Raw genomic sequence first — 26,084 nt, 5'->3', positions numbered from 1 at the left:
CCAGATGCGTTTTGTATGGCTATTCGCCTGTTTATGTGTGGTAACAGTCGCGCCTGTTAGTGTTGCTTATAGTCAACAGACAAAACTGAAAATTGCCTGCATTGGTAACAGCATAACATTTGGAGCAAGGTTGGATGATCCTTCCAGTTTTTCTTATCCCGCTATTGTTTCAAAGACCTTGCAGGAGAGAGGGTTTACCAACTATGATGTGCTCAATTTTGGCATCGGCGGAGCAACCATGTTGCGCTACGGGAAGCCCAATTTGTGGCGATTGCTGGATTCTATCAAATTGTACAAGCCAGCTATAATCATCATTAAAGCCGGCACCAACGAAACCGTTAGCGAGCCCCTGTTCAATTGGGACCAAATCAAGGATTTTGAATCCGATTACAATCTGTTTATCGATTCAGTAAAGAAAATGACTCCAAATTCTACCATTATCCTTTGCAGTCCACTCGATATGGTGTTGACTACCCCGGAGTTATCAAAAGAACGGTTTGATAATCTTACGTTGCGAAGACCAAGAATCTGGGAACTACGCGACAGGGTTAGAAAGATAGCTTCTTCAGCGGAACTTCATTTTTTAGATTTGACTCCCTCTTTTTCAAATAAACCGGAGTACATGACTGTCAAAGATGGAGTACATCCAAATCAAAGAGGGTATGATTTTTTAGGCAGGTTGGTTGCTGAATATTTAATCAGTCAAAACATAGTTACCTTATCGAGGCGGTGATGCATCATGCGTACGTGTTGCAAATCAAGACTACAGGCAGATTATTAAGGCTTTTTTAATCATACTGTTTCTATACTTTTTTTGGAATTGTTGTATACTGCACGCAAATACGTGTTGCATTTTTCTTATGAGATCAGTCTGTTTGTTGTTTCTTTTTATTTTCATGTCATTAGTTTCCTTTTCACAATTTCAGATAGCGGGAGAGTTTTACGGTGCTGATGTGGATCGATATACCGTATACGTTTCTGAATATTTTGGCTATCCGAAAACTTCCAAAGCATTTGATTCCGCAGCCATAAGCAAGAATGGAACTTTCCGGATACAAGTGCCGGAAAGCAACTATGATTCTTCTGTTCTTCAGCTCATGGTTGCGAAATCCGGAACAGGTGGACGCAGCAGTAATGAAGACGGTATTCATGATAACATGATTCTGTTGCCTGTTTTGCGTGGAGCTACACTGCAACTATCAGCAAGCGTTGACAGCTTTTACTACTCCGTACAGTTTTTAAGGAATGATTCATTAAACGAACACTATACCAGACTTTGGCACGCAAGAAAACCGGTTAAGCAACTGGCAGCCAACTATGCCAAATTAAGCATGGAATTAAAGCCAGAAGAGTTAGCCGCTATGAGATCCAGCCTGATGGACTCTATTCCAATCTATTATAACCTAACCAAAAACACGTTGGCAGTGTACCTGGATGATGAGCAGGATCCATTTTTTCTTACTAGTTATCTGTTTGAGTACCTGAAAGCTTGTGGTGGCGACTACGATGTTACGTTATTTCGGGAAAAATTACCTCTTCTGAAGAAATATCCCGCGATTACAAAAAATGTACAGAATAATTTGTTTTCAGTTGGAAATCCAGAATTGAATTCAATATTTGCAAACACTCCACTCCAGTCCCTTGCAACCATGAAAAATGAGGTGCTTACAATCAATCAGAACCGCATTTACATTTTTTGGGCCAGTTGGTGCGGGCCCTGTAGAATTACCAATCGATCCATTGCGCAGAAAGGATTGTATCAGAAATTGAAAGGCCAGGTGCAATTGGTTTCCATTGGTGTAGACACGCATAAAGAACTTACAATTACAGCCTATAAAAAAGATGGGGTTGATTGGCCCCAATATTTTGATTCTAACAATCTATTCGGCAAACTTAAATTTGGCTCATTGCCTACCTATGTTTCCTATGAATCGAAATCTGACACCTATACGGTACATAGAAATTTTGGGCAGGCACTGAAGCGGTTTGGAATAAATGAGTAATTGGTAATCAGAAAATCTTCCATCCCCCACATGTCGTTCAGAACCACTTTTTGGTCATTCGTCGTGGTTTTTTGTCGATTCGCGAAGTTTATTTTTTTGAGTGAAAATTGCTTTCTAATCTTGTTTTGTCATTCAGCACAAACAGAACAACTACCGGTTACGCCCGACCGCCTTATGTAGCAAAGGGAGATAAGGCCCCAATGCTGCTTCGGGATAAATCAAGTCTCAATTCCAGTTGCTCTCTTCTGATGATTCTCCGGCAATGCTGGTCCTGTGGTTGGCTCGCCGGGTGATAGCCTCCCTACCCAATTCAACTAAGCATTGGTGTTATTTCACAAATGCCCGGAACGGTTCCGGAACGATTCACTGACGGTTCCATAACGGTCAAAGAACGATCAACTAACGGTATAGGAACGGTGCCGGAACGGTTACCCTCCAGTCCGCCCACTCTTTTAATCCGCTTCCCCTTTCTTTCATCCAATTAAAACTTAAAAAAATGGCACGTTCATCTAACAATGTCCTGACTCGTAATTACACCGGTAAAGTAGCCGGACAGTATTCCCTTCGCATGAAAGGCGATCAATCCATCCTGGCGGGACTTCCAAAGCCGCGCAAAGAAAGATCCGACACTGAAAAAACAAAGGCAGTTAAGCGCAAGTTTTCCCTGGCTGTGATCTATGCAAAAAAAGCAATCGCCAACCCGGAACTCAAAGCCGCCTACCAGGCGATCGCTAAGAAAAATCAGTCTGCCTATAATGCAGCGGTGCTCGATGCGCTCAAAGGTCCTGAAATCGACAACCTGCGTGCAGATGGATATTCCGGTGCAGCCGGACAATCACTCACTGTCCAGGCAACCGACAACTTCCGCGTTACCAAAGTGAGCTTCGGTCTCTTTGCGCCCAATGGTAGTCTGCTGGAAGAGGGAGATGCCATTATGGATGATAATGGTTTCGATTGGATCTATACCACCCAATCTGAAATCCCTTCACCCGCAGGCACCCTGATACGGATAACCGCCGAGGATAACCCTAAGAACAGAACGCAAATGGAGGTGGTGATATAAGTTGATGGAAGGTAGTGAGCAAAGCTATTCCAAAAGCGATAAAACCCCTGCCGGGTTTTCCGCGCAGGGGTTTTATCTTCTGACGTCTCACGTTTGACGTCTCACATCTATCGCTTTAAACCAAAACAACTGATAGGATTGTGCCTAAGGATTTGGTCAATTTCCTTTTGCGTAACTCCTTTAGTCAGCAATTCCGGGAGGATAAAACGGTGAATGGTAGAGTAGGGGGTTTTGTTCCCATTGCCAAATAGCTCCAGCTGATGGTAGCTCCCATTTTCCAGCACCGCCCAGCCATCATCGTGAGATAGGAGTAGTCTGTGGAGGAGCTTATGCTGCTTGAGAAATAAAATGGCTTCGACATAATACTGACGGGTAGTTTCACTTACACCATCAAGACTGATCCATATTCCTTTTTCAGCCAGTAATTTTCTTTGCTCATTGGTTGCGTTTTGGGCATGTACCCAGATTAACTTTCGTAAAGGAAAATTTTGTTTGGAAGCCAATTGGTATTGTGATAACGCAGACTGGTAGTCACCGGTATGGACGGCAATACTGAGCCCTGTTTGTTTACTTGTTTCCATAGCGGCCAGTAAAAGCTTGGTTTCAATGCTGTCAATAGGGCCTTCATTTACGCCAAGTTTTATAAATCCGGGTTTAACACCAGTTCCGTCAATGCCGTTCTTAAAATCATCGATCCATCTTTGGGCAAGGGCTTTATAGTTTTCTGTATAAGCATAGGGGGGAAGGTATTTTTGCCTGACCGCTGCATACAATCCCGTGTTGGTAATAATGTGAATGCCCGATTGTTTGGAAAGTTCCTGCAATAGTACCACATCCTTACCTATGAAACTGGGCGTGCATTCAAATAGGGTAGTAACTCCTGCAGCTTTTACTATTTGCAAATGGGGTAAGATCGTCGTTATGGCAGGCTGTTTATCCGGTGGTAGGGTTACGCTGCTTGCTCCTATGAAATTTGTAGTGGCATGTTCATGGATTAATGTGTAATTAACTTCCTTTTTCGAGACAGCACCCGTTACCGTTTGCAGATAGGTTGCCTGGCAGGAAGCAATTCCCAGGCAGGGAAGAAGGAACAAAAAAAGCCATAGCTGCTGTTGTCGTTTATTCATTGTTACAGCATTGCGGTAGGTGTTATTGGAAATGTAACTGCGGCAGATGTTGAAATTAGTGATTTTTGTTCATAGTCGTGGTAAGCAATCCCAGCCAGAGTTTCCGCACAAGGGTTGTATCTTCTCACGTCTGACATCTGACGTCTCACATCTGACGTCTGACGTCTCACATCTTTTCGTGGCCTCGCCAGTTCTGTCCTATGTATTGATAATTAAAATGTTTCTCCACATCAATTAAATGATTTTCTGAATTCACTTGGTGAAAGGTCGGTCTTTGTTTTGAATAGTTTGCTAAATGACTGGGAGTGTTCAAATCCTAATTCGTAGGCAATTTCACTTACTGATAATGCAGTTGTAGATAATTTTTCTTTTGCTTTTTCAATCAGTTTGTTATGAATATGCTGTTGTGTGCTTTGGCCTGTTAGTACTTTAAGCAAGCCGCTTAAATAACCCTGCGATACGTGCAAACTATCGGCAAGGTATTGAACTGTTGGCAAACCTTTTGAAACTATGTCATCGCTATTGAAATAGTCTACAAGTAATTTTTCCAATCGGTCTAGAATTTGATGGTTACTTATTTTGCGTGTAATGAACTGTCTTTGGTAAAATCTATCCGCATAATTGAGCAAAGTTTCAATTTGTGAAATGATAATGCTTTGGCTGAATTGGTCAATAGTTGAATGATACTCATTTTGGATATTTTGTATGATAATATTTAGCGTTGCTTCCTCTTTGTCCGATAGAAATAATGCTTCATTCACAGAGTAGTCAAAGAAATCATATTTTCTGATGTTCTGGGCTAATGTTGTCTTCCAAAAAAAATCAGGATGAATGAGCAACATCCATCCTGCCAAATTCGAAACCTCATTTATTTTAACTTCAATGCTAAAAACTTGATTTGGGGAAATAAAAAATAGTACACCTTCATCAAAATCATATTCCTGCTGTCCATACTTTATTTTTGCATCAAAGTTTTTTTTAAGTGCAATTGAATAAAAATCCAGTACCCAACTTATGTGATTATTGTCTGGGGAGTATTGAAGTGACTCAAAATCTATCAAACTAATTAATGGATGTTGAGGCTTAGGTAATCCCCTGAGTCTGTGATATTCACTTATTGATTTTATTCTGTGAATTTGCATGTTAACTTATTTCAAGAATTATAAGCTACAATAAAATCTTTCAAAAATGATGTAAACTTTACTTTGCCTAACTCTGCTGGTTTATTAAGCTTGTAATCTTCGGCTAATTTTCCACTCTGAAGACATGAAAACATTTCTACAAGATTTTTTGACAGTAGTTCAGGGAAACTATTATTTAAATAACCTTTGATTGCCTCCTCGTCAGAGATAACAATCCATTTCAAATCTGGTTTGCCTATTGATTCACCTATAACACGTGCAATTTCGTTTCCTGTTTGTTCATCACTTGATACATATCTTACTTTTCTATGAACAGACGGTAATTCTATTTCGTCGGCAATGGCTGATGCAATATCAAGGGGTGAGACCATTTCAATCTTTTTATCACCACCATAATTGGCATAAATTGCTCCAGTAGACTTTATTACTGGAATTAGGTTTAGTAAGTTGTAATAAAAATAAGTGGGACGAATATGTGTAATATCCACCTCTAAAAGTTCATTCAAACTATTTTCAACATGATGAGCGCCTAAAATATTGCCAGTTCCTTTGTTTAAATGTGCACCGTAACTACTTAGGTTGATTACTCGTTTAACGCCTGACTGTTTGATAGCCTGTGCGTAGTTATTTCCAATTTTTCGATAGTACTCCCGAATATCAGGCTCCGCAAAATAGTTTGGCGGAACCATCGTATAAACTATATCTGCACCAGTAAAAGTAGCTGTTAGGAAATCTGCATCTTCAATCGAACCAATTGCTGCTATTGCACCTAGCGCTTCTATTTCTTTTTTCTTTTCAGCAATGTGGTTAATACCAATTACCTGATGTCCTTTTTGCCTCAATGCTCGTGTTAGTGGGTTACCAATATTTCCCAAAACGCCTGTAACTATTATTTTCATTTTTTTATTCTTTTATTCTGCAGAATTGCAATGCAAAAATCCACAAGAATAGAAAAACGGTTGTAGCCAAATATGCTTTTGTTGTAGTCAAATTATGGATGGGCTTAATGGTAAATGGCTTGAGGTTGCTATGGTAAAAAACCGTAAATAAAACTGTAAATGAAACAGTTGAATTAAATGAGAATCGGACTTAATTAAAAAACGACAAAACCCCTGCCGGGTCTCCGCGCAAGGGTTATATCTTCTGACGTCTCACGTCTGACGTCTCACATCTTCCTGTGGCCTCGCCAGGAATCGAACCTGGATCTGGAGCTTCGGAAACTCTTATACTATCCATTGTACTACGAGGCCGGCCTAAAAGGAGTGCAATATTACGGCATTTTCGGGAATTTCAAGCCTTACTCCACCCGTCCGGTGCCACCCGTCCGGTGCCACCGGACGGGTGAGGGAAAAATTTACCTTTAGGCAGGCAACCCGGAGCAACCCGAGCCCGTATAGACCCCAGGACATGGACATTACGGCACCCACAGACAACCTGCTGAAGCAACTGGTAGAGGGATGTGTTTCCCTTAAACGCCAGAGCCAGAAACGCTTTTACGAGCACTTCTATGGCTATGCCTATTCAGTTTGTCATCGTTATATAACTAATGAGGATGAATTGCTGGAAGTGATTAATGACGGATTTCTGAAGATTTTCAGAGAAATGGAGCGATTCCAGCTTCGGTATGACTCCTACGAAGCCTCCCTGAAAGCCTGGATCCGACGAATTTTCATCAATACTGCTATTGATCAGCTTCGAAAAAAACAACTGGACCTGGTGGCCATGCCTACAGAAGCCGAGGAGCAGACATTGTTGCCTTCAATCGCGCCAACCGGACTTTCCAACATCTCCCACAAAGAATTACTGGCAATGGTCCGCCGGTTGAGTCCGGCTTACGGCCTTGTTTTTAATCTCTATGTGATTGATGGATATACACATGAAGAAATTGCTGCCATGCTGAAAATAAGTGTAGGCAGCTCCAAATCCAACCTGTCAAAAGCCCGGGCCAGATTGCAGAAAATACTGGCAGAGGAATTACATCTAAACCATAACAATGAACGAAAAGCCATTCAATCTTAACCAGGGAGAAGAAGGTCTGGACGATCTCTTCCGCATTGCCGCTGAAGCTGAGCAGCCGGCCGCACCTGCACATGCCTGGTTAAAAATGAATTTGCTCCTGGATGAAGAGGAGCAGAAACGCCGCCGCGGGTTCGCCTGGTGGTGGTTGCCGCTTTTATTGTTTATGGCAGGGCATCGCCATTTTGTTCCGCAACCCGGACCCCTGGAGGTTGAGAAAACTAAATCCTTCAGCCGCCAATTGTTGCTACATGAGTCATCAGGAAAAGAATCTTCCCAAAAGGATGCTGCTCATACAGCTGCGACTGGTACTCAACAATCAGCTGATCAAAAGAGGGACGCTTCGTTTATTCAACTGGAAAAACAGCACTTAAATGCAACGCCTTCCAGAAAGTTTGTTTCGGAAATAAGTACCCCAGAAGTTAGCGTGAAGAAAGAATTAAATCAACCTATCCTGGAAATGTCGCCTGAGTCGGCATTAACTCAGGAGGAATCCATGACCCTTGTTGTATCTAATGAATTAGAAGATAAAGCCCTCTATCCAGCACTGCCTAAAAAACAGCAGTTGTCCATTCCTGTTAGTGTGTCAATTACAGATCCTGCGATACCCGGACAAACCATTGTGTCAACCCCCAAAAAGCAACCAGTGGCCTATCGATTCTATGTATATGGTGGCGGTGGCCTTGATAGAGGGTTTGTAAGTGGCAATCATAAATCTGAATTAAAACCTGCTTATGGAGCGGGACTGGGTCTGCAGCTCAATAAACGATGGGTAATGCAAGTTGGATTCACGCAAACCAGGAAAATGTACGAAGCTCCCGGTAATGCCTACACGCCGAAAGCGGGATCCTATTATGATAACCCCAACTTCGTCATACAGGAAGTGTATGCCGATTGTGCTATTCTGGAAATTCCTATTAGCGTGAGGTATAATTTTTTACCAAACCAGCAACACCAGGTTTTTGGAATGCTCAGTATGCAAAATGCAATCATGCAAAGAGAATCCTACGATTATTATTATACTCGGTTTGGACAACCGGCTAAGGGATATTACACCTATCGGACCAAAGCTCTCGAACTTTTTTCAGGAATTGGTTTCAGTGTAGGATATGAATACCGTATTAGTGATCGCCTTCATGTTCAGGCTGCACCCTATTTCAATATTCCTACCAAAGGTATTGGTGAAGGATCAGTAAAACTCCGGTCAGCCGGACTCTTTGCAGGGCTTCGTTACTCTTTCTGGAAGAAAAAATAAAATCAAGGCAACCCTTTTTAATTCGGATACGAATAGGTAAGTAATCATACCACGCGCAACGCGCACTAACTCTATCATTATGTTGACAGCAACCTTAAGTTGCCGGCGAATGACATTCGTTGGCCTGGCCCTTTTATTCTTCTTATCCTGCAGCAAAAGCGGTACAGATGAACCAGCAAATCCTTGTGAAGGCCTCACCATAGTAGTAAATGGAACGGTTACCAATACAGCTGGTCCGGGTAGTACAACCGGTTCCATTGCAGCTACTGCAACAGGTGGTTCCGGCTTTACCTTCAGCCTGAATAATGGCCCGTTTCAGGCTTCCGGAACTTTTTCCAACCTGGCTGCCGGTACCCATACGATCCGTGCAAAGAATAGTGATGGTTGTATTGGAAGCGGAAGTTTTACAGTGTCCGATGGTGATCCATGTGCCGGAAAAACAATCTCGGTAACGGTTGATGTCAGTTCGTCTGAAAAATGTGGGAAAACAGGAACCATCACCGTTACCGCTTCCGGCAGTACTGGTTTTACCTATCGCCTGAATGCAAGTGGAACCTACCAGGCATCCAACAACTTCACCGGACTGGAACCAGGTAACTATACCGTATATGCGAAAGATGCAGCTGGATGTGAAACTACCAAAGCAGCAACGGTGGGTGCTGTTGCAAATGGCCCTTTGTTCACTGCTGTAGTAACACTGATCAATTCCAAATGCAGTGGCTGCCATACCGGAACAAATCCCACCAGTGGTATCAGCTTGGGTACCGATTGTGCTATAGTTGAAAAGAAAAACAGTATTAAGAGCCAGGCTGTCGATCTCGAAACCATGCCAAAAGGTGGTCCAGCTTTAAGTGCAGCAGATAAAAAAGTCATCACCGATTGGATCACAGCAGGAGGCAGAACCAGTGATTAAGAAATTGCTATACGGAATCCTTGTGCTGCTGTTGGGTGTAGGAGTAGTAGGTTATTATCTGTACCAACAAGAACCTTCCAGCGCCGATAACCAGGATGCTGCTTTCAGTTTGACTGCTACTGACTTATTGGAGGCCTTTCAACAGGATGAAGCATCCGCTAATTCCATGTACCTGGGGAAATGGCTGGAAGTACGGGGAGCCATCAACCTGATGGATGCGGAGCAAGCTATGATCTACCTGGGTGAGCCCGCCGCAGCTTCCTCTATAAGTTGTTTGCTTGATTCAGGGTTACAATCAACTATCACAGCATATAAGCCTGGTGATTCGGTTTCGGTTAAAGGATATTGTTCTGGTTACCTGATGGATGTGCAACTGACAAGAGCACAACTATTACCCTAATTAATATTGAATGATGATGAATTATTTAACTGGATGCCTGCTTTTTGTTTTAACCTGTGCCTCACCGGTAGTTCATGCCCAACGATATGCTTCCAGGTTGATGAACATTCGTTTTGAATCTGTCACACCTTTGGAAACCATTCGTGCCGAGAATAAAAATGGCGTACTGCTGCTGGATCTCAAATCAGGTAAAGTGGAAGCCGCCGTACTTATAAAAGGATTTTTATTTCGGAAAGCCCTGATGCAGCAGCATTTTAATGATTCCTATATGGAGTCCGATAAGTTTCCCAGGGCGATTTTTATCGGACAATTTGATCCGGGTTCTGTATCGATTGAAAAATCAGGTAAACAAGCTGTGGTGGTAAATGGCCGGCTTACCATTCACGGTGTGGAACAACCGCATACTTGTACAGCCCTGCTGGAATTCAAAGACAAGGATTGTGTGGCTATTACCAGTTTTCATATTAAACCAGCAGATTTTTCTATTCGAATACCTGCTTTGGTGCGTGATAACATCAACAAAGAACTAGTCGTGGAACTCAACAGCGGCTGGATGAAACCAACGAATTGATTATATGAAAAAACTATGTTTGCTTTTCCTTATTTGCGGGGGATCAGTGTACGCCCAGGAGCCATCTGTTGACTCGTTGTTGGAATCCGGCCCCGGAAGCGCGTCTCCAAAAATAACCGGGACCTTCCATTCCACCCGGGTGATTCACGCACAATCGGTTGAAATGCTGGACAAAGGTGCGCTGGATGTGCGGATCCTGCACCGGTTTGGAAAATTGTCGGATGGGGTTAAGGAATTGTTTGGCCTGGATCAGGCATCCATGCGAATGAGCTTTGATTATGGATTGAGTAACTGGCTAACGGTAGGGGTTGGTCGAAGTACCTATCGGAAAGAATACGATGGGTTGGTTAAGATCAGGATAATCCAGCAATCAAAATCGGCACCGATATCTCTTGTAGGTGTTGCCGGTGTGATGATCCGTACTGCTGATGAATCCAGTTCTACCGGATATAAACCCAGTACCGGAGACCGTACTTCCTTTTATGCCCAACTCATTGCAGGCAGGAAGTTTTCTTCCGGATTTTCAGCGCAATTAAGTGCTACCCTTCTGCATATGAATTACGTACCCGATGAAAGCTGGCAAAATACCAATCTTGCTATAGGTATTGGACTGCGCCAAAAACTAAGCAAACGATTTGCCATCACTTTTGATCACCAGGTGGTGTTGACACAATTACCAGATGAATACTATTTCCCGCTGGGTATCGGATTTGACATTGAAACAGGCGGACATGTATTTCAACTCCATTTCAGCAATGCGATCGGCATGAATGAACGGGCTTTTCTGGTTGAAACAACCGATCGTTTCTTCAAAGGTGAAATCCGTTTTGGCTTTAATCTTTCCCGGATGTTCTAAGCTTCACCCGTCCGGTGGCACCGGACGGGTGAAGGTTAAAGACTTAGGCAAAGAGCAACCAATACCGGATAGAGTACCCACTTCACTAACCGCCTGGTATTGCTGTGATAGAAAGGTGGGTTAGCTGTTTTGCCTTCAAAGTTGAAGCGCAAGCCGATTTCCTGCAACTGACCGCGGGAGAGAGAACCCTGTAATAAGCCCATCTCATAAATGAAACGCAGCCCGATTCCGTACACAATTACAGCAGGTGAAAAAGATTTGGATCGCTTGATGATCTGAATCCCGGTTGCGATGGCTTCAATTACCAGTACACCCAATACAAAATACAGGGCGGCTGTCCAGCTGATCAATCCCATCAAAACAAACACCGGCAATAATATGCAACTGACCAGCAGTGTTTCCGGTGCTGTAAGGAAATCATAATAGGCATAAGCAGGATGCCGGTTGGGTAAGTAACTATTTCCAATTCCGTAGCGGAAGGGCCTGCTCCACACTGGAGTTTCATTGCCCCACCAGGGATGCGTAACCGCAGCACCGGAAATACATTTCAAAGATTTACGATGATTGCGATCCCTTACCTGGTAACTGAAGTCCACATCCTCGCCACCTCCCAATTTGGGAAATGCAGCCGAAAACCGAAGATTGCCAATTGCTTTCCGGTTGAAAAGGATATTGGCGGTGGCGCCCCAGGCAAAGGCTTCTTTTACCCGAGCGATTCCAAATATATCCATAGACCCATTGGCTATAACAGCCTTGTTAAAGGGATGCTTTGGCGCAGGTAAATCAATCGGACCAATAAATCCAATTTCCTCCGGATGGTTGCGAATACCTTCAGCATAACGTACCAGTATGTCTTCAGCTGGAATGATATCATCGTCGAGGAATAAAATCCAATCCGCCAGACTCAGATCAATTCCACGGTTACGGGTAGCCGAAACACCGAGATTGATTTCATTTTTGATAAACTGAACGCCCGGTTTGGAACAGGCTTCTTTCAGTGCCTCACTCAATTCAGCTTTCGGATTATCGCACATCAGAAAAAATTGCACGATTGCATTTTCCGGCTGCTTCAGATTCAGTATAGGCAACAGAATTGCTTCGTTCATTCGGAAGCTGGGTATGATCACATCTAATGTCAGCATAACGCGTGTATCAGGATGCCTGGTAATATCCATTCGGACAAACCCAGTGCGGATTTTTAGTTGTTTCTATAAATAAGATTTCATTGTCCTGCAGGTGCTCCCGGCTTGAACTGGCATGATGCAGATGATAGGCCACTCCCGCCATCTTTAATCTTTTTTTCTTACAGCCCGCCTGCAACAAACGAGTAGCGAATTCTACATCCTCCCATCCCCATCCTGAAAACTCATTGTTGTAACCATTTACCAGTACATAATCCGCCCGCCAGAAGGCCAGATTACAGGCTTTGATATTTTGATTGCTGCTTGTTTTTTTCCCAAATAAAAATGCCAGCAGCGGTAGGTGAATCGCATTGATACGATTGCGGATACCCTGGCTCCAGGGATGCAGCGGAACGAATCCCGTTTGAATGAGTTGCTTTGTTAAGGAGGCATCCATCAACACCCTTGATCCCTGAACAAAACAATCTCTTCTTGCTGCTCTCAGGTGATCGGCAATAAAACTGCGATGTAAGATCATATCCCCATCGATCTGTATAATATAATCGCAACTGGTTTGCCGGATGGCTTTGTTGATAATCAGGCTTTTTCTGAATCCCTTATCCGGCTGCCATACATGTTTAATGGGTAAACGATGCACAAGCTGGTAGTACTCTACTACCTGGCGTGTGGCATCATAAGAGCCATCATCCGCTACCAGTATTTCATCCGGCATTTTTGTTTGACGAACAACAGACCCTAAAACCAGTTCCAATGCGGATGGCCAGTTGAAGGTGGAGATCACCAGGGCTACCTGTTTAATAATTGGTTTCATTGTTTGAGTCAATTTTAATTGATAACAAGATGTTCTTTCAGAGTGCGCGCTGCATGTTGCTGCATTATTTTACGTAGAATAATGGAAGCTACTCTTTCATCATTGATCAGGTTAGCACAATCGAAGTGGCGCTTCGGACAGGCTGCTTTACCGTGACTGCCACAGGGCCTGCAGGATAATTGTGCTTCCGCCTGAACGATATAGGATTCATCCGATAGAGGAGTGAAGCCAAATCCGGGTATGGTAGAACAGAACAATGCAATCACGGGTGCATTCACTGCAGAGGCAATATGAAGCGGTGCAGAGTCATTTACGAGGTTAAAAAGGGCGCCCTGCATAAGCGCAGCCGATTGTAATATACTAAGTGATCCTGCCAGCGATTCTATATTGGTATAGGCTGGTAATTCATTCATAATGGCAGTTGCTACCGCCTGCTCTTTTTTCGTTCCTATTATGTAAATCTTCTGACGTATGGGTAGCTGTTTCAGTATGGCTGTCCACTTGGAAACCGGTACCTGTTTGGTAAACCAAACAGAGCCAGGCGCCAGAACAAGGTAAGGCTCCTGTTGATATTTCCGGATAGCTGCATAGTCTGCTGCTGAAGGATACAAAACAGGTTTTGTTACCGGTGTGCTTATGATAGTCTGCAACAACTGATTGCATCTTGTTGTTTCATGAACCGGTTGTACTGCAGTTCCCGCTACATGCTGTACTTTTTTGGTAAACAAAAAAGACAGCGGGTTTTTATCATAACCAATGGTAATCTTTCCGCGCGACAATCCTGTTAAGAATCCGGTTGCGGCATATCGCTGTACATTAATAACGATATCATATTGTTCTGCACGTATCTGTTTTAGCAGCGATAACAGACTACGATACTTGCCCTTTTTTTTATCCCATGTTAAAACTTTTCGCACATGAGGATGGGATTGCAGCACTTCTTCATTGCCCTTCCTCACCAGGAAATCAATACGGGCATTCGGATACTGCAGGTGCAGGTTTTCAATCAGAACGGTGGAAAGGATAAGGTCACCAATGAAGGCAGTTTGGATTAATAACACTGATTTCATACACGCCGGCAATTTGGCCGTATGCACTTGACAGATGGTTATTACTTACCGTTGTATCGGATTTCTTAATTCGTAAATAAAATTTTTTTTGGCAGGTTCGCCATAGTAAGCAACCTCCAGTTCTCCTGTTTTAATCGCGCCAAACCTTTCAATGGATCGTTGCGATCTGAAATTGGTAGCGCCTATGTGAAAGCGAATGATGTTGACAAATTGAAAAGCATGTTCTACCATCAGTTGCTTTAATTCCTGATTGTATCCCTTGCCCCAAAAGGATCTGCCTATAAAGGTGTAACCTATCAATACACTTTTATCAGATTCATCATAATCGTAATACCTGGTGCATCCCATGGTAAGTCCCAGGTTCTTTTCAAGGATGCGATAGGCACCTCCGCTTTTCAGAGCGCCTTCAAAATAATTATTGAATTCCTGCTGCTGATACCTGTTCTTGTTGGGATGCTGCTCCCAAACCAGGGGATCTGATGCAAGAGCATAGACTACGCTGAAATCTTCAGCCTGCAAAGGTTGTAACAATATTCTTTCGGAACCTAAGCTATTTTGTATCCAGGACATACTGCGAATGTCCGGTTATCTTACAGATTTTCCGCATATCTTTTAAAGTTATCAAGTATAGCCTGCCAACCGTTTTGCTGCATTTCCAGTGGGTTGCTGTTTTCAGCATCAAACTGGGTGATAACCAGGGTGCCGGTTTCAATAGGATGAAACTCTACCCGCGCAGTTCGGCCATCTTCCATTTTATAGGCAAAAGAAGTCATCGGTACAACTTCTGTATATTCTCCTGCAAAATCAAATCCAAAACTTCCATCACGGGCTTCCATCCGATAAGAAAAGTTGCCGCCAGTTCGCAGGTCATTGCTGGCCTTTGGTGTGTGCCAGTCGGGGGAAGCAGCATTCCAGTTTACAATATGTTCGGGTGTATTAAATAACTCCCAGGCTTTTTCTACAGGTACTTCCACTTCTGCGCTTACTTTCAATACAACAGTATTGGACTGTTCATTCTTTTTCATTTGGATAAGTTTTACGTTAATTTGTTGGACAAACTTATACCCTTTTTATGGCTAAGAAACAGTGTGCTCTGGTCAATTTCAGGGGGTGAATGCGTCAACCAAATAATTGGTACTATGAAATTGCTTGCTGGTCTAATTTTGTTCGTCATGACATCTACAAGTATCCAGGCACAGTCCGCCGCTGATCAGATTTTGGGCATTTACTGGACCCCACGGAAAGATGGTAAAATGCAAATCTTTAAAAGCGGGGAGCGCTATTTCGGAAAACTGGTATGGGGCAAAAACAGTCGGCTGGATGAGAAAAATCCAAATCCCGCAGAACGTAAAAAAGAATTACTTGGAATGGTAATTCTGAAAAACTTCCTCTTTAAGGAAGGGAAATATGCAGATGGTCAGATTTATGATCCGGATAGTGGTAAAACCTATGATTGCACCATGTGGCTGGAAGGAATGAAACTGAAAGTAAGAGGCTATGTTGGCGTTTCCCTGTTTGGGAGAACAGAAACCTTCGAGCGGGTCGAATAAGTTTCTGTTCTGACAGGTAGTTTTATGGTATAATGATTTTCCTGGATTGATCCATTCCATCGGCACTGATAATTTTCAACACATATACACCCTTGCCCAAACGAACCCGACTCAGGTCAATGGATTGAGGCTGACTGGAATTAAGTTGCGAAACATGCTGACGTATCAGTACTCGGCCCGATAAATCAACCAGGTTGATGTCAACATTTTTGTGACTCGAACCTGCTTTCACCATTACCTGGTTGCTGGTAATAACGGTAGGATAAACCTGTAGCTCATCAGTGCTTGCACCTTTATTCAGACGTACAGTAAGGGTTTTGGAATAGGTAACTGTTCTGTCAATATCCACCATTTTCAAACGGTAGTAAAAAAGTTCTCCTTTAGCTGTTTTATCTGTAAAACTAAACCTGGTTTTGCCTTCTCCCATTTCCGGTTCAATGGTGCCTATGGAACTGAACTGCCGATTATCCGTACTTCTTTCTACTATGAAATAATCAGGAGTACTGTTCGCAGTGATTACCCAGTTTAATACCGGTTGGGAGTTTTTTACCACGGCTTTGAAATCAACCAGGTGGATCGGCAAAAGGGTGATTACACTCATATTGAAACTTATCCTGTTAAATCCTCCGTTTTCGTAATATTCCAGCACCATATCATAATCTCCATCCATATTAATGGGTGTTGAGATAGTGGTATTGTAGGACTGGTCGCTCCAGCGGTTAATGATCCAGGTAGCACCACCATCCAAACTTAACCGGTACCCATCATCTCCACCAACTGTGAACTGGTAAGTACCTGCCTGGAAATTTCTGCGCAGCCGGTACCGAACACTGAAGGTTTCAGTGGTAGTAGCACAACTGCTGGTATTCAGGGTTACATTGCTGCCGCCAAAGCTCTCATCAAAATTGGGGCTGGATGCATTGCCATTCTGTATCATACCTACATAGCTGCTGAAGTTAGTACCATCATACACATATCCATTCCACACATTTCCGGTTCCATATACAGAAGTATTTTCTGTGCCCATACAGATAGAACTAACGTTGAAGGATACCCTGTTATCACCGCCGTTTTCATAGTACTCAATCACCAGGTCATAACTGCCATTTAATACTACGTCATAGGTAGTGGTTTGATAAGCATGATCTGTGAAATTATTGATTACCCAGGTTGCCCCGCCATCCAGGCTGAACCGGTAGCCATCATCACCACCCACTACAATCCGGTAACCGCCATTTGTAAAAGTCCTGCGCAGTTTAAACCGAACACTGAAAGTAGTACGGTCCACATTACAACCATTGGTATTCAGATTGCCGTTAGCACTTCCAAAATTGTAGTCAAAATTGGGACTGCCGGCTGTTCCCTGGTTGATGAAACCCCTGTAATTGGTGAAATTCAGATTGTCATAGACATATCCAATCCAGACATTTCCTGTTCCAAAACTGTTTTGGTCACCCAGAGGCGTACAAGAGGGTTGAGCCATGGTCAGTTTTGAGACCAGTAAAAAAGCAATAATTAATTGTAAATATCTAATCATAAATCAGCCTTTCTGTCCAATTAACGGAGCTATCTAAGTATTATTATGTAGGGTTTTCTAAGGGTTAGTTTATAAGTAGTTTATTGTATGCCGATAATTCCCTCAAAACCATCGATAACCGGCCACTGTTATACGTTTAATGGAAATTTTAGCCTCTGGCAGATTTTTTTAAAACTTGACATAAGTCAACACTATTTTAACTTGCAAACAAAAATTCATGCAACAAGTCCTGCTGATTCTGGTGGCCATTCTGGCCGGTATGTTCCTTCCACTTCAGGCCTCCCTGAATGCCAAAATGGGGGCGGTGGTCCAGAATCCTCTGCTGGGTAGCCTGATCTCCTTTCTGGTTGGAACCCTCGGATTGCTGGTTTATATCCTGATGAGCCGGGTTCCGCTTACCAATCTCTTCCAGGCGAAATCAGCACCCGGATTGGTTTGGATTGCCGGTTTGCTGGGCGCCTTTTATGTAACCGCTATCATATTGCTGGTGCCCCGGCTGGGAGTGGCGCTGACTTTTGGGTTGGTAATTGCCGGACAAATGTTCGTCAGCATTCTTTTTGATCATTTCGGGCTACTTGGAACCCCTGTTCATCCCATCAGCTGGATGCGATCATTGGGGGTGGTTTTATTAATTGCAGGCGTATTGATCATCCGCAAATTTTGAATTCCCGATTTTCCTATTATCTTGGCGCCTGAACCTAAACCGTCTTCATGAAAAAAACGGCGCTCGTATTAGTGCACCTTTTCCTATCGACTCTACTCTTTGCCCAAAATCAGTCTGCCGATGGCGAAGGAAACAGCCAGGCCACTGCCCTCAAAAAAATTGACAAGGACGCTGAATATGGCACCCACCTCGCGGTAAAACAAATCAGTTTCAGTACTGGGAAAGGACTGGATGGAATGCCTGTAGTGGTAGCCAATGAAAAAGGCTCGATTGATATGGTCTCCATCGGCTCCAATGTATTTATGGGGCATTTGCTTCCGTACAACTATTTTGTGCAATTGCGCGACTATGATTTCGAAGTGTTTTATAAAAACAAATTTCGCAGTCAGAAATATCCGCCAAGAAAAGTTTCCCTGACTGATGATGCCATCTTCTTTGATGATAATTATGGACTCTTCTATGGTATGGAGGCAACTGAATCCGGACAGCGTTGCCGGTTCCTCTACAACTATCAATACGCGGATGCAAGATACCTGACCCGACTTTTCTTCCATAGTTCCCAACCGGTGAAGGAACATAGTATTGAACTGGCAGTACCCTCCTGGCTGCAGCTCGAACTCATTGAGAAAAATTTTGATCCGGTGTATAAGATCAAAAAATCCAAACGTAAAGAAGGAGACCTGACTATTTATACCTATACAGCACAGAATCTTGGTCCGGTTAAACAGGAGCCGGCTGCACTGGCCCGGCCATTTTACCTGCCCCATGTGATCGTATCGATCAAAACCTTTAAATCGGATAATAAAACACATACTGTTTTTAATACGATGGACGACATGTATGGATGGTATAACCTGCTGTATAAAAAAGCAAAAAATGAAACAGCTTCAATTAAAGCAATCGTAGATAAAGAAGTACAGGGTAAAAAAACAGACGAAGAAAAAATCAGAGCCCTGTATTACTGGGTGCAGGATAATATTAAATACATCGCATTTGAAGAAGGTTATTCAGGATTTATTCCCCATACGGTTCAGGATGTTTTCAAAAACAAGTATGGCGATTGTAAAGGCATGGCCAACCTGCTGACTGAAATGCTGAAGCTCGCCGGTTTTGATGCTCATTTTGCGTGGATTGGTACTCGTGAGATCCCTTACGACCGAAAGGAAGTACTTTCACTTTGCGTAGATAATCATGCGATTTCTGTATTGTATCATGGCGGCAAGACCTATTTTCTGGATGGTACGGAAAAGTATGCGCCGCTGGGTGTAAATGCGTATCGCATCCAGGGCAAATCGGTACTGGTTGAGCATGGAGATCAGTATAAAATTGAAATGGTTCCACAGGCAAAACCGGAGGATAATACAATGGCAACCGCTGCCAGCCTGAAACTAAATGGCAACAAAATCACAGGCCATGTTAAGCTGACATTTACCGGCGAGGCAAAAAACTTCTTTCACTATATCTACAATGCCATTCCTTCCAACAAAAGAAAAGAGTTTATAGCTACACTGATCGAACTCAATAACAGTGGTGCAGATGTGACCAATGTGAAGACATCAGATTTCAACAATCGGGATATCCCATTGGTACTGGAGGGAGATGTAGAAATCACCAATCGGGTTACCATAGTAGATAAAGACTGTTATACAAGTATTGACTTTTACCCGGCCAGCTTTGCCAGTTTTTCGCCTGATGAAAAAAGAAAAACACCTATTGACCTGGATCACGTATTGTATGCGACAGATACCATCCGACTGGAACTGCCTGCAACGGCCAAGGTGAAATCCCTGCCGCCTGTTTTCGAAAGCAGTTTTGCAGGAAACAGCATGAAAGCAGTTTACCAGCAGGAAAAAAATCAACTCATACTCACAAAACAAATGAAATTAGAGGCACCGGTTATTCAACCTGCACAGTTTACTGAATGGAAAGCCTTCCTTCAGAAGATTCGTGATTTTAACCGTACTACAATTAGTCTCCAGCTTTAATGATTTTTAAGAAACCTTTCATGAGAATAACCATCTTGATGGCAGCCTTACTTTTAGTAACAGGAACTGCCGGCAGCGCTTTTGCACAACAACGAATCGGGACTAAGGAGATTGAGCTGTTAAAGAAAAATGCAAAAGCAAGTCCATTGCTTATTGATACCGATGCTGATTTTAAAGATAATTCGTCCAGTCAGTGGCCGGATGAAAGTGGTGTGATTTTATGCCAGAAAACCAGCTTTGATTTTGATAAAAAAGGGTTGAGCGTGGGTAAGCGAATTGGCAGGAATCTCTGGGGAGCCCTGCTTGCTGTTCCAACTATGGGATCTTCGATCTATTGGGCTAATGCAAGAAATGATACCCGCATGCTGGTAGAGGAAACAGAGCGACGTAAAATTCTGCTACGCGATAAGTTTGCTGTAGAACAATATGCCGTTCTGTATTTCAGGTTGTTTATGGATTCGGATGCATTTGAAGCGAGAGTAATCAAAAGCGACGGAACAGTTCAGCCCCTTGATTTATCAGAAGCCATTGAATTGGCAGACCCAACCAGTACGCCAGGCATATTCAGGGGTTATACAGATGCACGATTTAGTTCAACCTATCGTCCTGATTATTATAAGATAGCTGTTCCTGATCTGCAGGAAGGAGATATCATTGAATATGCATTCCGCCATTTGAATACCCGGTCGTTCAGTCATAATCCTAACTACAAAGAGTTTGATCCGGTTTATTATCTCTGTAACAGGGAATTGCCGGTTGCCAGGCAGGCATTGGAAATCATCACGCAGGATCAGAATTATTACCTCGGTTATAAGAACCTGAAAGGTGCTCCGGACTTTTCCGTAAGCCAGGAATCAGGAAGAAAAGTATATAAATGGGTGGATCAGTCGCGTGATAAAAGAACAGATACCCGATTCGTCAATGAATACCTGGAAATGCCTTCCCTTAAATTCCAGGTGATTTACGCCCGCAATACAGGTAAGAATTTTATCTGGATTCCGGATGATGCTTCATCCAAAACGGATATAACGCAGGAAGATTTTGCAGAAAAAGCCAGGCAGATGTGGTTTGCTCCAGCAAAAATTCAGGAATCGGGTGAGTATACGCGCGGATTGCCGGCACCTCTTAAATCAACCGTGGATGAGCTGTACCGGTTGCTGCGCAAGCGAGGCGCCTATGATGGATCTGAAAAGGATTATGTGAATAAAGCGTATTATTCCATCCGTTCCCTTACCATGTATAATAGTTGGAACGACTATGGGTTTGCCAAAGTATTTTCTTCTTTATTGACCCGGCGGGGTATTGATCACCAGCTTATTGCAACCACCGTTAACAGCAGAACAGCTATTGATAAAATATCTTTCAACCAGGAACTGGCCTGGGTAGTAAAATACAAGGATACCTATTATGTAAATCCGGATGACCACCTTAATCCGGATGAAATGCCGGCTTACCTGGCAGGTAATCGGGCTGTACTGTTCAGCAGCAAGGAGTCCGATCAGAAAATGGATAATATCGATCTGCCTATTGCGGATACTTCTGTAAATACCTATAAAATTTTACTGGCAGTTGCTTTGAACGAAGACAAATCTGGTTTCGTGATTAAAAAAGAAGCAGAAGCTGCGGGACTTGTAAAATTGCGTGCTATTGATGAGTTGCTGGCACTTACGCCTTATATGGAACAGGACTATCGCAACTATGGTGGTGATGGTCCCTGGGATGTACTCAGTGCAACCGAACAGGAAAAAATGATTGAAAAATTCCAGGAGGCAAAAACCAAATGGAAAAAAGAGAAGCCGGATTTCATGAAGGAATTGGCGGAAAGTTTATATGGTCATAAAGTGAATAATTATAAATCTTTCCGGATTGTCAACGATGGCCGTAATTTGAAAAAGCCGGGTATTCGATATGTGGAGGAGTTTGAACTTTCAGAAATGACTGCACATGCAGGAGAAGATCTTGTTATTTCACTCCCGGCATTAATGGGACAGCAGGAAAAAGTGGAGAAAAAAGAGCGCAATCGTCAGTTGCCGGTTGATATCGGTTATCCGGCAAAATACCATTGGAAAATAGTGATGGCGATTCCGGAAGGATATGTGGTTAAGGGATTAGAGAATCTTTCCACAGTGGTAGAAAATGAGGCGGGTAGTCTGGTTACTACCGGGACGATTGAAAATAACCAGGTGCATCTGAACATTACGAAAAAGTATAACCTGCGGCATTTGAAACCAACGCAATGGTCACATTTGCTGGAATTATTGGATGCGAGTTATGCGTTGTCTGAAACCAGGCTTATTCTTGCCAAGCCTTGATCCGGAACATCAGGAGGGGAGTTTTACAATGTTGACCCAGAAATTTTCAAGCTGGAGTACAACTCTGAAAAACTCCTCTACTTCCACCGGCTTGGTAATATAACAATTGGCGTGATTCAGGTAGGAATTGTTGATGTCTTTAAAAGAGGAGGAAGTGGTCAGCATGATAACCGGAATATGCTTGTAAGCATCCGTGGTTTTGATAAAATGCAACACTTCATGTCCATTTTTTTTCGGCAGGTTGACATCCAGCAGGATCAGGTCGGGGAGCATAGAGGCTTGAAACGGGGCTTTTTTTTCCAGGAAATCAATGGCTTCTTTCCCATCTCTTGCAATACTGATCTGGTTGACCAGTTTTCCTTCTTCGAGTGCTTCTCTTGTTAATAGTATATCCCCTTCGTTGTCTTCAACGAGCAATACATGAATTGATTTCATCGGAATCAGGCGGTTTTGCGAATAGTAAATGTAAGGATTGTTCCATTTCCTTCATTGCTGTCTATCCAGATTTTTCCTCCGTGTTGTTCGATGATACGTTTACAGGTAGCAAGGCCCATTCCTGAACCACTGTATTCATGTTTGGTATGAAGTCGTTTAAATAATTGGAATACTACCTCCCTGTTTTCCGGGGCAATCCCAATACCGTTATCCTTAACCGAAAACTGCCAGTGCGTATGTGCATCTGATGCATTTATTTCGATACTGGGGCGGCTACCAGGAGCTTGGTATTTCAGCGCATTTCCGATCAGATTTTGAAAAACAAGTTTCAGTGGTGTTCTTCTTGCCTGGATGGTTGGAAGCAAGCCTATGTTCAACTTAGCCTCCTGTTCTTCCAGTTGGCCATGCATCAGCACTTTTATATCTTGCAGTAAGTTGTTGCAATCAATCCATTCTGTTTCTCCACCCTTAACCCCGCCCGCATGTGCAAAGGCCAGCAACTCCTGGATCATTGCAGACATACGCTCTGCACCATCCATTGCATAGTGAATGTATTGTCGGGCTTTTTTATCCAGTTGCTCGCTGTAGTTTTTATCCAACAGGCGCATGAAGCTGCTGATCATTCGGAGTGGCTCCCGCATTTCATGAGAAGCTACAGATGCAAAACGGGTCAGTTCTTCGTTGGTTTCCTTCAGATGAGTAATGTCTACATGGGTACCAAACATCAATAATGGCTCCCCTTCTTCAGACGACTTTACAACTTTACCCCGGTCCAGGATCCAGACCCAATGGCCATCTTTATGCCTCATCCGGTAAGTGGCTTCATAAAACTGGGTATGATCCCGCAGGCATTCACTTACTTTTTTATTGGTCTCTTCCAGGTCTTCCGGATGAGCAAAGCGGGCAAGCGTGGACTGATCAATGGGCTGGATCTCTTCCAGCGTATATCCAATCAGGGTTGCCCAGGTTTCATTATAGGAAAGTTGTCCGGTTTGAATATTCCATTCCCAGGTGGCGGCATTGGTGCCTTCCAACACAAAATTCAGCCGGTCTTTTTCCCGGATCAGGTCTTCCTGTACCAGGCTTTTTTCCCGGATGGTTTCCCTCAGCAAGTGCATGGTTTGCCGATCCCGCTCCTGCAACTTACTTAGTTTATACCGCCTTTTGAACTGCAGGATATTAAAGCCAATCAGAAAGAGTACGGAGCAGACTAACATCGCCACGCCCAACCGGTTGATTAAGATATAGGTCTGGTTAATTTTTTCGAGGTTGCTCAGTCTTTGGTCATTTTCCAATTGGTTGGAAGCCCTGTTCTGAATGATCCGTAGTGCAGCAATAGGTATTTGTTTGGCCGTATCACCCTTTGGAGACAGCATCAGTAAGTGAGCCAGATTTTCACTACGCAGTTCCTTGTTTTTAGCTCTTATGAGGCCTATTTCCATATTTACCTGCTGGTGGCGGTAGTAATTCCGGAGGAAAAAAAAGAGTCCGGCTGCCATTATTATAATGGACCCAATTAAAACTGGCAAGGTAACCGGGTAACGTTTCATTTTGTGTAGGAGGTACACAAATTAACGCCGGCACGCCTCCGTATGGTGTGAACACCCAGATTTTAATGCATTTTCCATTTTTTACGATCTATTCCCTAAGGGTTTTCAGGTACCTGTAAACATTTCAAATCCACCGCTGTTATAGTTTTTCGGACTATTTATACTCTTTTGTATAAATAGATCTTACCTTTGTGGCCAATTTTAGCAACTGAATAGATTTTGCAGTATGAACGACGGATTAAGCACTATTGAACAACAGATTACCAGTGATTACAAATATGGATTCACCAGCGATCTGGAAGCCGACCAGGCACCGAAAGGGCTGAATGAAGACATCATCCGGTTTATATCCGGAAAGAAAAATGAGCCCGAGTGGATGCTGGAATGGCGCTTGAAAGCCTATAGGCACTGGTTAAAAATGGAAGTGCCGGAGTGGGCGAATATCAAGTATCCAGCAATTGATTTCCAGGATATTATCTATTATTCTGCCCCCAAACAAACCAAAAAGTTAAACAGCCTGGATGAGATTGACCCGGAATTACGCCGGACCTTCGAAAAACTGGGCATCTCCCTGGATGAGCAGAAGCGCCTCAGTGGAGTTGCTGTGGATGCGGTGATTGACTCCGTTTCGGTTGCTACCACATTCCGGGAGCAGTTGGGTGAATTGGGTATCATTTTCTGTTCCATGAGTGAAGCCATCCAGGAACACCCTGAACTGGTTAAAAAATACATCGGCTCGGTAGTGCCCATGACGGATAACTTCTATTCTGCCCTGAACTCAGCAGTATTTACGGATGGTTCTTTCTGTTATATACCCAAAGGTGTGCGTTGCCCGATGGAACTCTCTACCTATTTCCGGATCAACGCCCAGAATACCGGCCAGTTTGAACGCACCCTGATTGTTGCGGAAGAAGGCAGTTATGTTTCCTACCTGGAAGGTTGTACAGCTCCCATGCGCGATGAAAACCAGTTGCACGCGGCGGTGGTGGAATTAATCGCAATGGATCATGCCGAGATTAAATATTCAACTGTACAAAACTGGTATCCCGGTGATAAAGAAGGGAAAGGCGGGATTTACAATTTTGTAACCAAACGCGGTATCTGTGCAGGTGTTCATTCCAAAATCTCCTGGACCCAGGTAGAGACCGGATCTGCAGTTACCTGGAAATATCCCAGCTGTATTTTGAAGGGTGACCACTCCGTGGGTGAGTTTTACAGTGTGGCAGTAACCAACCACCATCAGCAGGCCGATACCGGAACCAAGATGATCCACCTGGGAAAAAATACCCGTAGCCGGATTGTATCCAAAGGCATATCTGCAGGGGTTAGCCATAATAGTTACCGCGGATTGGTAAGCGTGGCAAAAAATGCTACCAATGCCAGGAACTTTTCGCAGTGTGATTCCCTCTTGTTGGGAGATCGTTGTGGGGCACATACCTTCCCTTACATAGAGGTAAAAAACAATACGGCCCAGGTGGAACATGAAGCTACTACTTCCAAAATCGGGGAAGACCAGATCTTCTATTGTAACCAGCGGGGTATTGACACAGAAACTGCTGTGGCCCTGATTGTAAATGGCTTCGCGAAAGAAGTTATGAACCAGTTGCCGATGGAGTTTGCAGTGGAAGCACAAAAATTACTGGCCATCACCCTCGAAGGAAGTGTTGGTTAAACCTAATCAT

General features: G+C 43.4%; 25 protein-coding genes and 1 tRNA gene. 14 read left to right on the top strand and 12 right to left on the bottom strand.

Annotation, left to right across the window (positions count from 1 at the left end; all coding sequences use genetic code 11):
* The first annotated feature begins 4 nt into the window (after positions 1 to 4).
* The 3 genes from MD536_RS15750 to MD536_RS15740 all read left to right on the top strand — a co-directional run bounded on the left by MD536_RS15750 (position 5) and on the right by MD536_RS15740 (position 3,066).
* Entirely contained in the window at positions 5 to 733 is a 729-nt protein-coding gene (locus MD536_RS15750; protein ID WP_239601824.1) for a GDSL-type esterase/lipase family protein, read from the top strand.
* Positions 734 to 896: 163 nt separating this feature from the next.
* Positions 897 to 2,003, top strand: coding sequence for a TlpA family protein disulfide reductase (locus MD536_RS15745; protein ID WP_239601822.1), 1,107 nt, complete (start codon positions 897 to 899; stop codon positions 2,001 to 2,003).
* Positions 2,004 to 2,499: 496 nt separating this feature from the next.
* On the top strand, positions 2,500 to 3,066 hold the full coding sequence (locus tag MD536_RS15740) for a hypothetical protein (protein WP_239601820.1): 567 nt from the start codon (positions 2,500 to 2,502) through the stop codon (positions 3,064 to 3,066).
* A gap of 107 nt (positions 3,067 to 3,173) precedes the next feature.
* Here the strand turns inward: MD536_RS15740 and MD536_RS15735 are convergent, their stop codons facing one another.
* The 4 genes from MD536_RS15735 to MD536_RS15720 form a co-directional block, all read right to left on the bottom strand.
* Entirely contained in the window at positions 3,174 to 4,193 is a 1,020-nt protein-coding gene (locus MD536_RS15735; RefSeq protein WP_239601818.1) for a phosphotriesterase family protein, read from the bottom strand.
* A 230-nt stretch (positions 4,194 to 4,423) separates the two neighbouring features.
* Positions 4,424 to 5,335, bottom strand: a complete 912-nt coding sequence (locus tag MD536_RS15730; protein WP_239601817.1) for a helix-turn-helix domain-containing protein — start codon at positions 5,333 to 5,335, stop codon at positions 4,424 to 4,426.
* 11 nt (positions 5,336 to 5,346) lie between these two features.
* Positions 5,347 to 6,234 carry an NmrA family NAD(P)-binding protein gene (locus MD536_RS15725; RefSeq protein WP_239601815.1) on the bottom strand — a complete coding sequence of 296 codons (888 nt, stop codon included), beginning with the start codon at positions 6,232 to 6,234 and terminating at the stop codon, positions 5,347 to 5,349.
* 279 nt (positions 6,235 to 6,513) lie between these two features.
* Positions 6,514 to 6,585, bottom strand: a tRNA-Arg gene (locus MD536_RS15720).
* Between the two features lie 157 nt (positions 6,586 to 6,742).
* On the opposite strand from MD536_RS15720, the gene MD536_RS15715 reads away from it, so the two are divergent.
* From MD536_RS15715 to MD536_RS15690, 6 genes are all read left to right on the top strand, one after another.
* A complete protein-coding gene (locus MD536_RS15715) occupies positions 6,743 to 7,354 on the top strand; it encodes an RNA polymerase sigma factor (protein WP_239601813.1) in 612 nt (203 codons plus the stop codon).
* A complete protein-coding gene (locus tag MD536_RS15710; RefSeq protein ID WP_239601811.1) occupies positions 7,329 to 8,606 on the top strand; it encodes a putative outer membrane beta-barrel protein in 1,278 nt (425 codons plus the stop codon). Before MD536_RS15715 ends, MD536_RS15710 begins: the two co-directional genes overlap by 26 nt.
* Positions 8,607 to 8,715: 109 nt before the next feature.
* Complete coding sequence (locus MD536_RS15705) at positions 8,716 to 9,519, top strand: hypothetical protein (protein WP_239601809.1); 804 nt, start codon at positions 8,716 to 8,718, stop codon at positions 9,517 to 9,519.
* Positions 9,512 to 9,919 carry an OB-fold protein gene (locus MD536_RS15700; protein WP_234867421.1) on the top strand — a complete coding sequence of 136 codons (408 nt, stop codon included), beginning with the start codon at positions 9,512 to 9,514 and terminating at the stop codon, positions 9,917 to 9,919. Before MD536_RS15705 ends, MD536_RS15700 begins: the two co-directional genes overlap by 8 nt.
* Positions 9,920 to 9,929: 10 nt before the next feature.
* Positions 9,930 to 10,490 (top strand): YceI family protein, encoded by a 561-nt coding sequence (locus MD536_RS15695; RefSeq protein WP_239601807.1) that lies wholly within the window; start codon positions 9,930 to 9,932, stop codon positions 10,488 to 10,490.
* Positions 10,491 to 10,494: 4 nt separating this feature from the next.
* Entirely contained in the window at positions 10,495 to 11,346 is an 852-nt protein-coding gene (locus MD536_RS15690; RefSeq protein ID WP_234867418.1) for a DUF5777 family beta-barrel protein, read from the top strand.
* Positions 11,347 to 11,381: 35 nt separating this feature from the next.
* Here the strand turns inward: MD536_RS15690 and MD536_RS15685 are convergent, their stop codons facing one another.
* Genes MD536_RS15685 through MD536_RS15665 form a run of 5 tightly spaced genes read right to left on the bottom strand, consistent with a single transcriptional unit; the run spans position 11,382 to position 15,394 of the window.
* On the bottom strand, positions 11,382 to 12,488 hold the full coding sequence (locus tag MD536_RS15685; protein ID WP_239601806.1) for a glycosyltransferase family 2 protein: 1,107 nt from the start codon (positions 12,486 to 12,488) through the stop codon (positions 11,382 to 11,384).
* 10 nt (positions 12,489 to 12,498) lie between these two features.
* Positions 12,499 to 13,299 (bottom strand): glycosyltransferase family 2 protein, encoded by an 801-nt coding sequence (locus tag MD536_RS15680; protein ID WP_239601804.1) that lies wholly within the window; start codon positions 13,297 to 13,299, stop codon positions 12,499 to 12,501.
* A gap of 14 nt (positions 13,300 to 13,313) precedes the next feature.
* Positions 13,314 to 14,369 (bottom strand): glycosyltransferase family 9 protein, encoded by a 1,056-nt coding sequence (locus MD536_RS15675; protein ID WP_239601802.1) that lies wholly within the window; start codon positions 14,367 to 14,369, stop codon positions 13,314 to 13,316.
* A 45-nt stretch (positions 14,370 to 14,414) separates the two neighbouring features.
* Positions 14,415 to 14,939 (bottom strand): GNAT family N-acetyltransferase, encoded by a 525-nt coding sequence (locus MD536_RS15670; protein WP_239601800.1) that lies wholly within the window; start codon positions 14,937 to 14,939, stop codon positions 14,415 to 14,417.
* Between the two features lie 20 nt (positions 14,940 to 14,959).
* Positions 14,960 to 15,394, bottom strand: a complete 435-nt coding sequence (locus MD536_RS15665) for an SRPBCC family protein (protein WP_239601798.1) — start codon at positions 15,392 to 15,394, stop codon at positions 14,960 to 14,962.
* 147 nt (positions 15,395 to 15,541) lie between these two features.
* On the opposite strand from MD536_RS15665, the gene MD536_RS15660 reads away from it, so the two are divergent.
* Positions 15,542 to 15,919 (top strand): DUF2147 domain-containing protein, encoded by a 378-nt coding sequence (locus tag MD536_RS15660; protein ID WP_239601796.1) that lies wholly within the window; start codon positions 15,542 to 15,544, stop codon positions 15,917 to 15,919.
* 22 nt (positions 15,920 to 15,941) lie between these two features.
* On the opposite strand, the gene MD536_RS15655 is transcribed toward MD536_RS15660, so the two are convergent.
* A complete protein-coding gene (locus MD536_RS15655; protein WP_239601794.1) occupies positions 15,942 to 17,456 on the bottom strand; it encodes a T9SS type A sorting domain-containing protein in 1,515 nt (504 codons plus the stop codon).
* 217 nt (positions 17,457 to 17,673) lie between these two features.
* Here MD536_RS15655 and MD536_RS15650 point away from each other — a divergent pair, with 217 nt between their 5' ends.
* Genes MD536_RS15650 through MD536_RS15640 form a run of 3 tightly spaced genes read left to right on the top strand, consistent with a single transcriptional unit; the run spans position 17,674 to position 22,417 of the window.
* Positions 17,674 to 18,120, top strand: a complete 447-nt coding sequence (locus tag MD536_RS15650; protein ID WP_234867404.1) for a DMT family transporter — start codon at positions 17,674 to 17,676, stop codon at positions 18,118 to 18,120.
* Between the two features lie 47 nt (positions 18,121 to 18,167).
* A complete protein-coding gene (locus MD536_RS15645) occupies positions 18,168 to 20,105 on the top strand; it encodes a transglutaminase-like domain-containing protein (protein WP_239601792.1) in 1,938 nt (645 codons plus the stop codon).
* A 20-nt stretch (positions 20,106 to 20,125) separates the two neighbouring features.
* Entirely contained in the window at positions 20,126 to 22,417 is a 2,292-nt protein-coding gene (locus MD536_RS15640; RefSeq protein WP_239601790.1) for a DUF3858 domain-containing protein, read from the top strand.
* Between the two features lie 9 nt (positions 22,418 to 22,426).
* Here MD536_RS15640 and MD536_RS15635 read toward each other — a convergent pair whose 3' ends face one another.
* On the bottom strand, positions 22,427 to 22,852 hold the full coding sequence (locus MD536_RS15635) for a response regulator (RefSeq protein WP_239601788.1): 426 nt from the start codon (positions 22,850 to 22,852) through the stop codon (positions 22,427 to 22,429).
* Between the two features lie 5 nt (positions 22,853 to 22,857).
* Positions 22,858 to 24,402 carry a sensor histidine kinase gene (locus MD536_RS15630; RefSeq protein ID WP_239601787.1) on the bottom strand — a complete coding sequence of 515 codons (1,545 nt, stop codon included), beginning with the start codon at positions 24,400 to 24,402 and terminating at the stop codon, positions 22,858 to 22,860.
* A 226-nt stretch (positions 24,403 to 24,628) separates the two neighbouring features.
* Here MD536_RS15630 and sufB point away from each other — a divergent pair, with 226 nt between their 5' ends.
* The gene (sufB, locus tag MD536_RS15625) at positions 24,629 to 26,074 is read left to right on the top strand and encodes a Fe-S cluster assembly protein SufB (protein ID WP_239601785.1); all 1,446 of its coding nucleotides are present in this window, start codon (positions 24,629 to 24,631) and stop codon (positions 26,072 to 26,074) included.
* Positions 26,075 to 26,084: the final 10 nt, after the last annotated feature.

This window comes from Flavihumibacter cheonanensis (assembly GCF_022352215.1).
GTDB lineage: Bacteria > Bacteroidota > Bacteroidia > Chitinophagales > Chitinophagaceae > Flavihumibacter > Flavihumibacter cheonanensis.
Note: the sequence above shows the minus strand (reverse complement) of the source record. Positions and strands in the feature narration are given on the sequence as shown.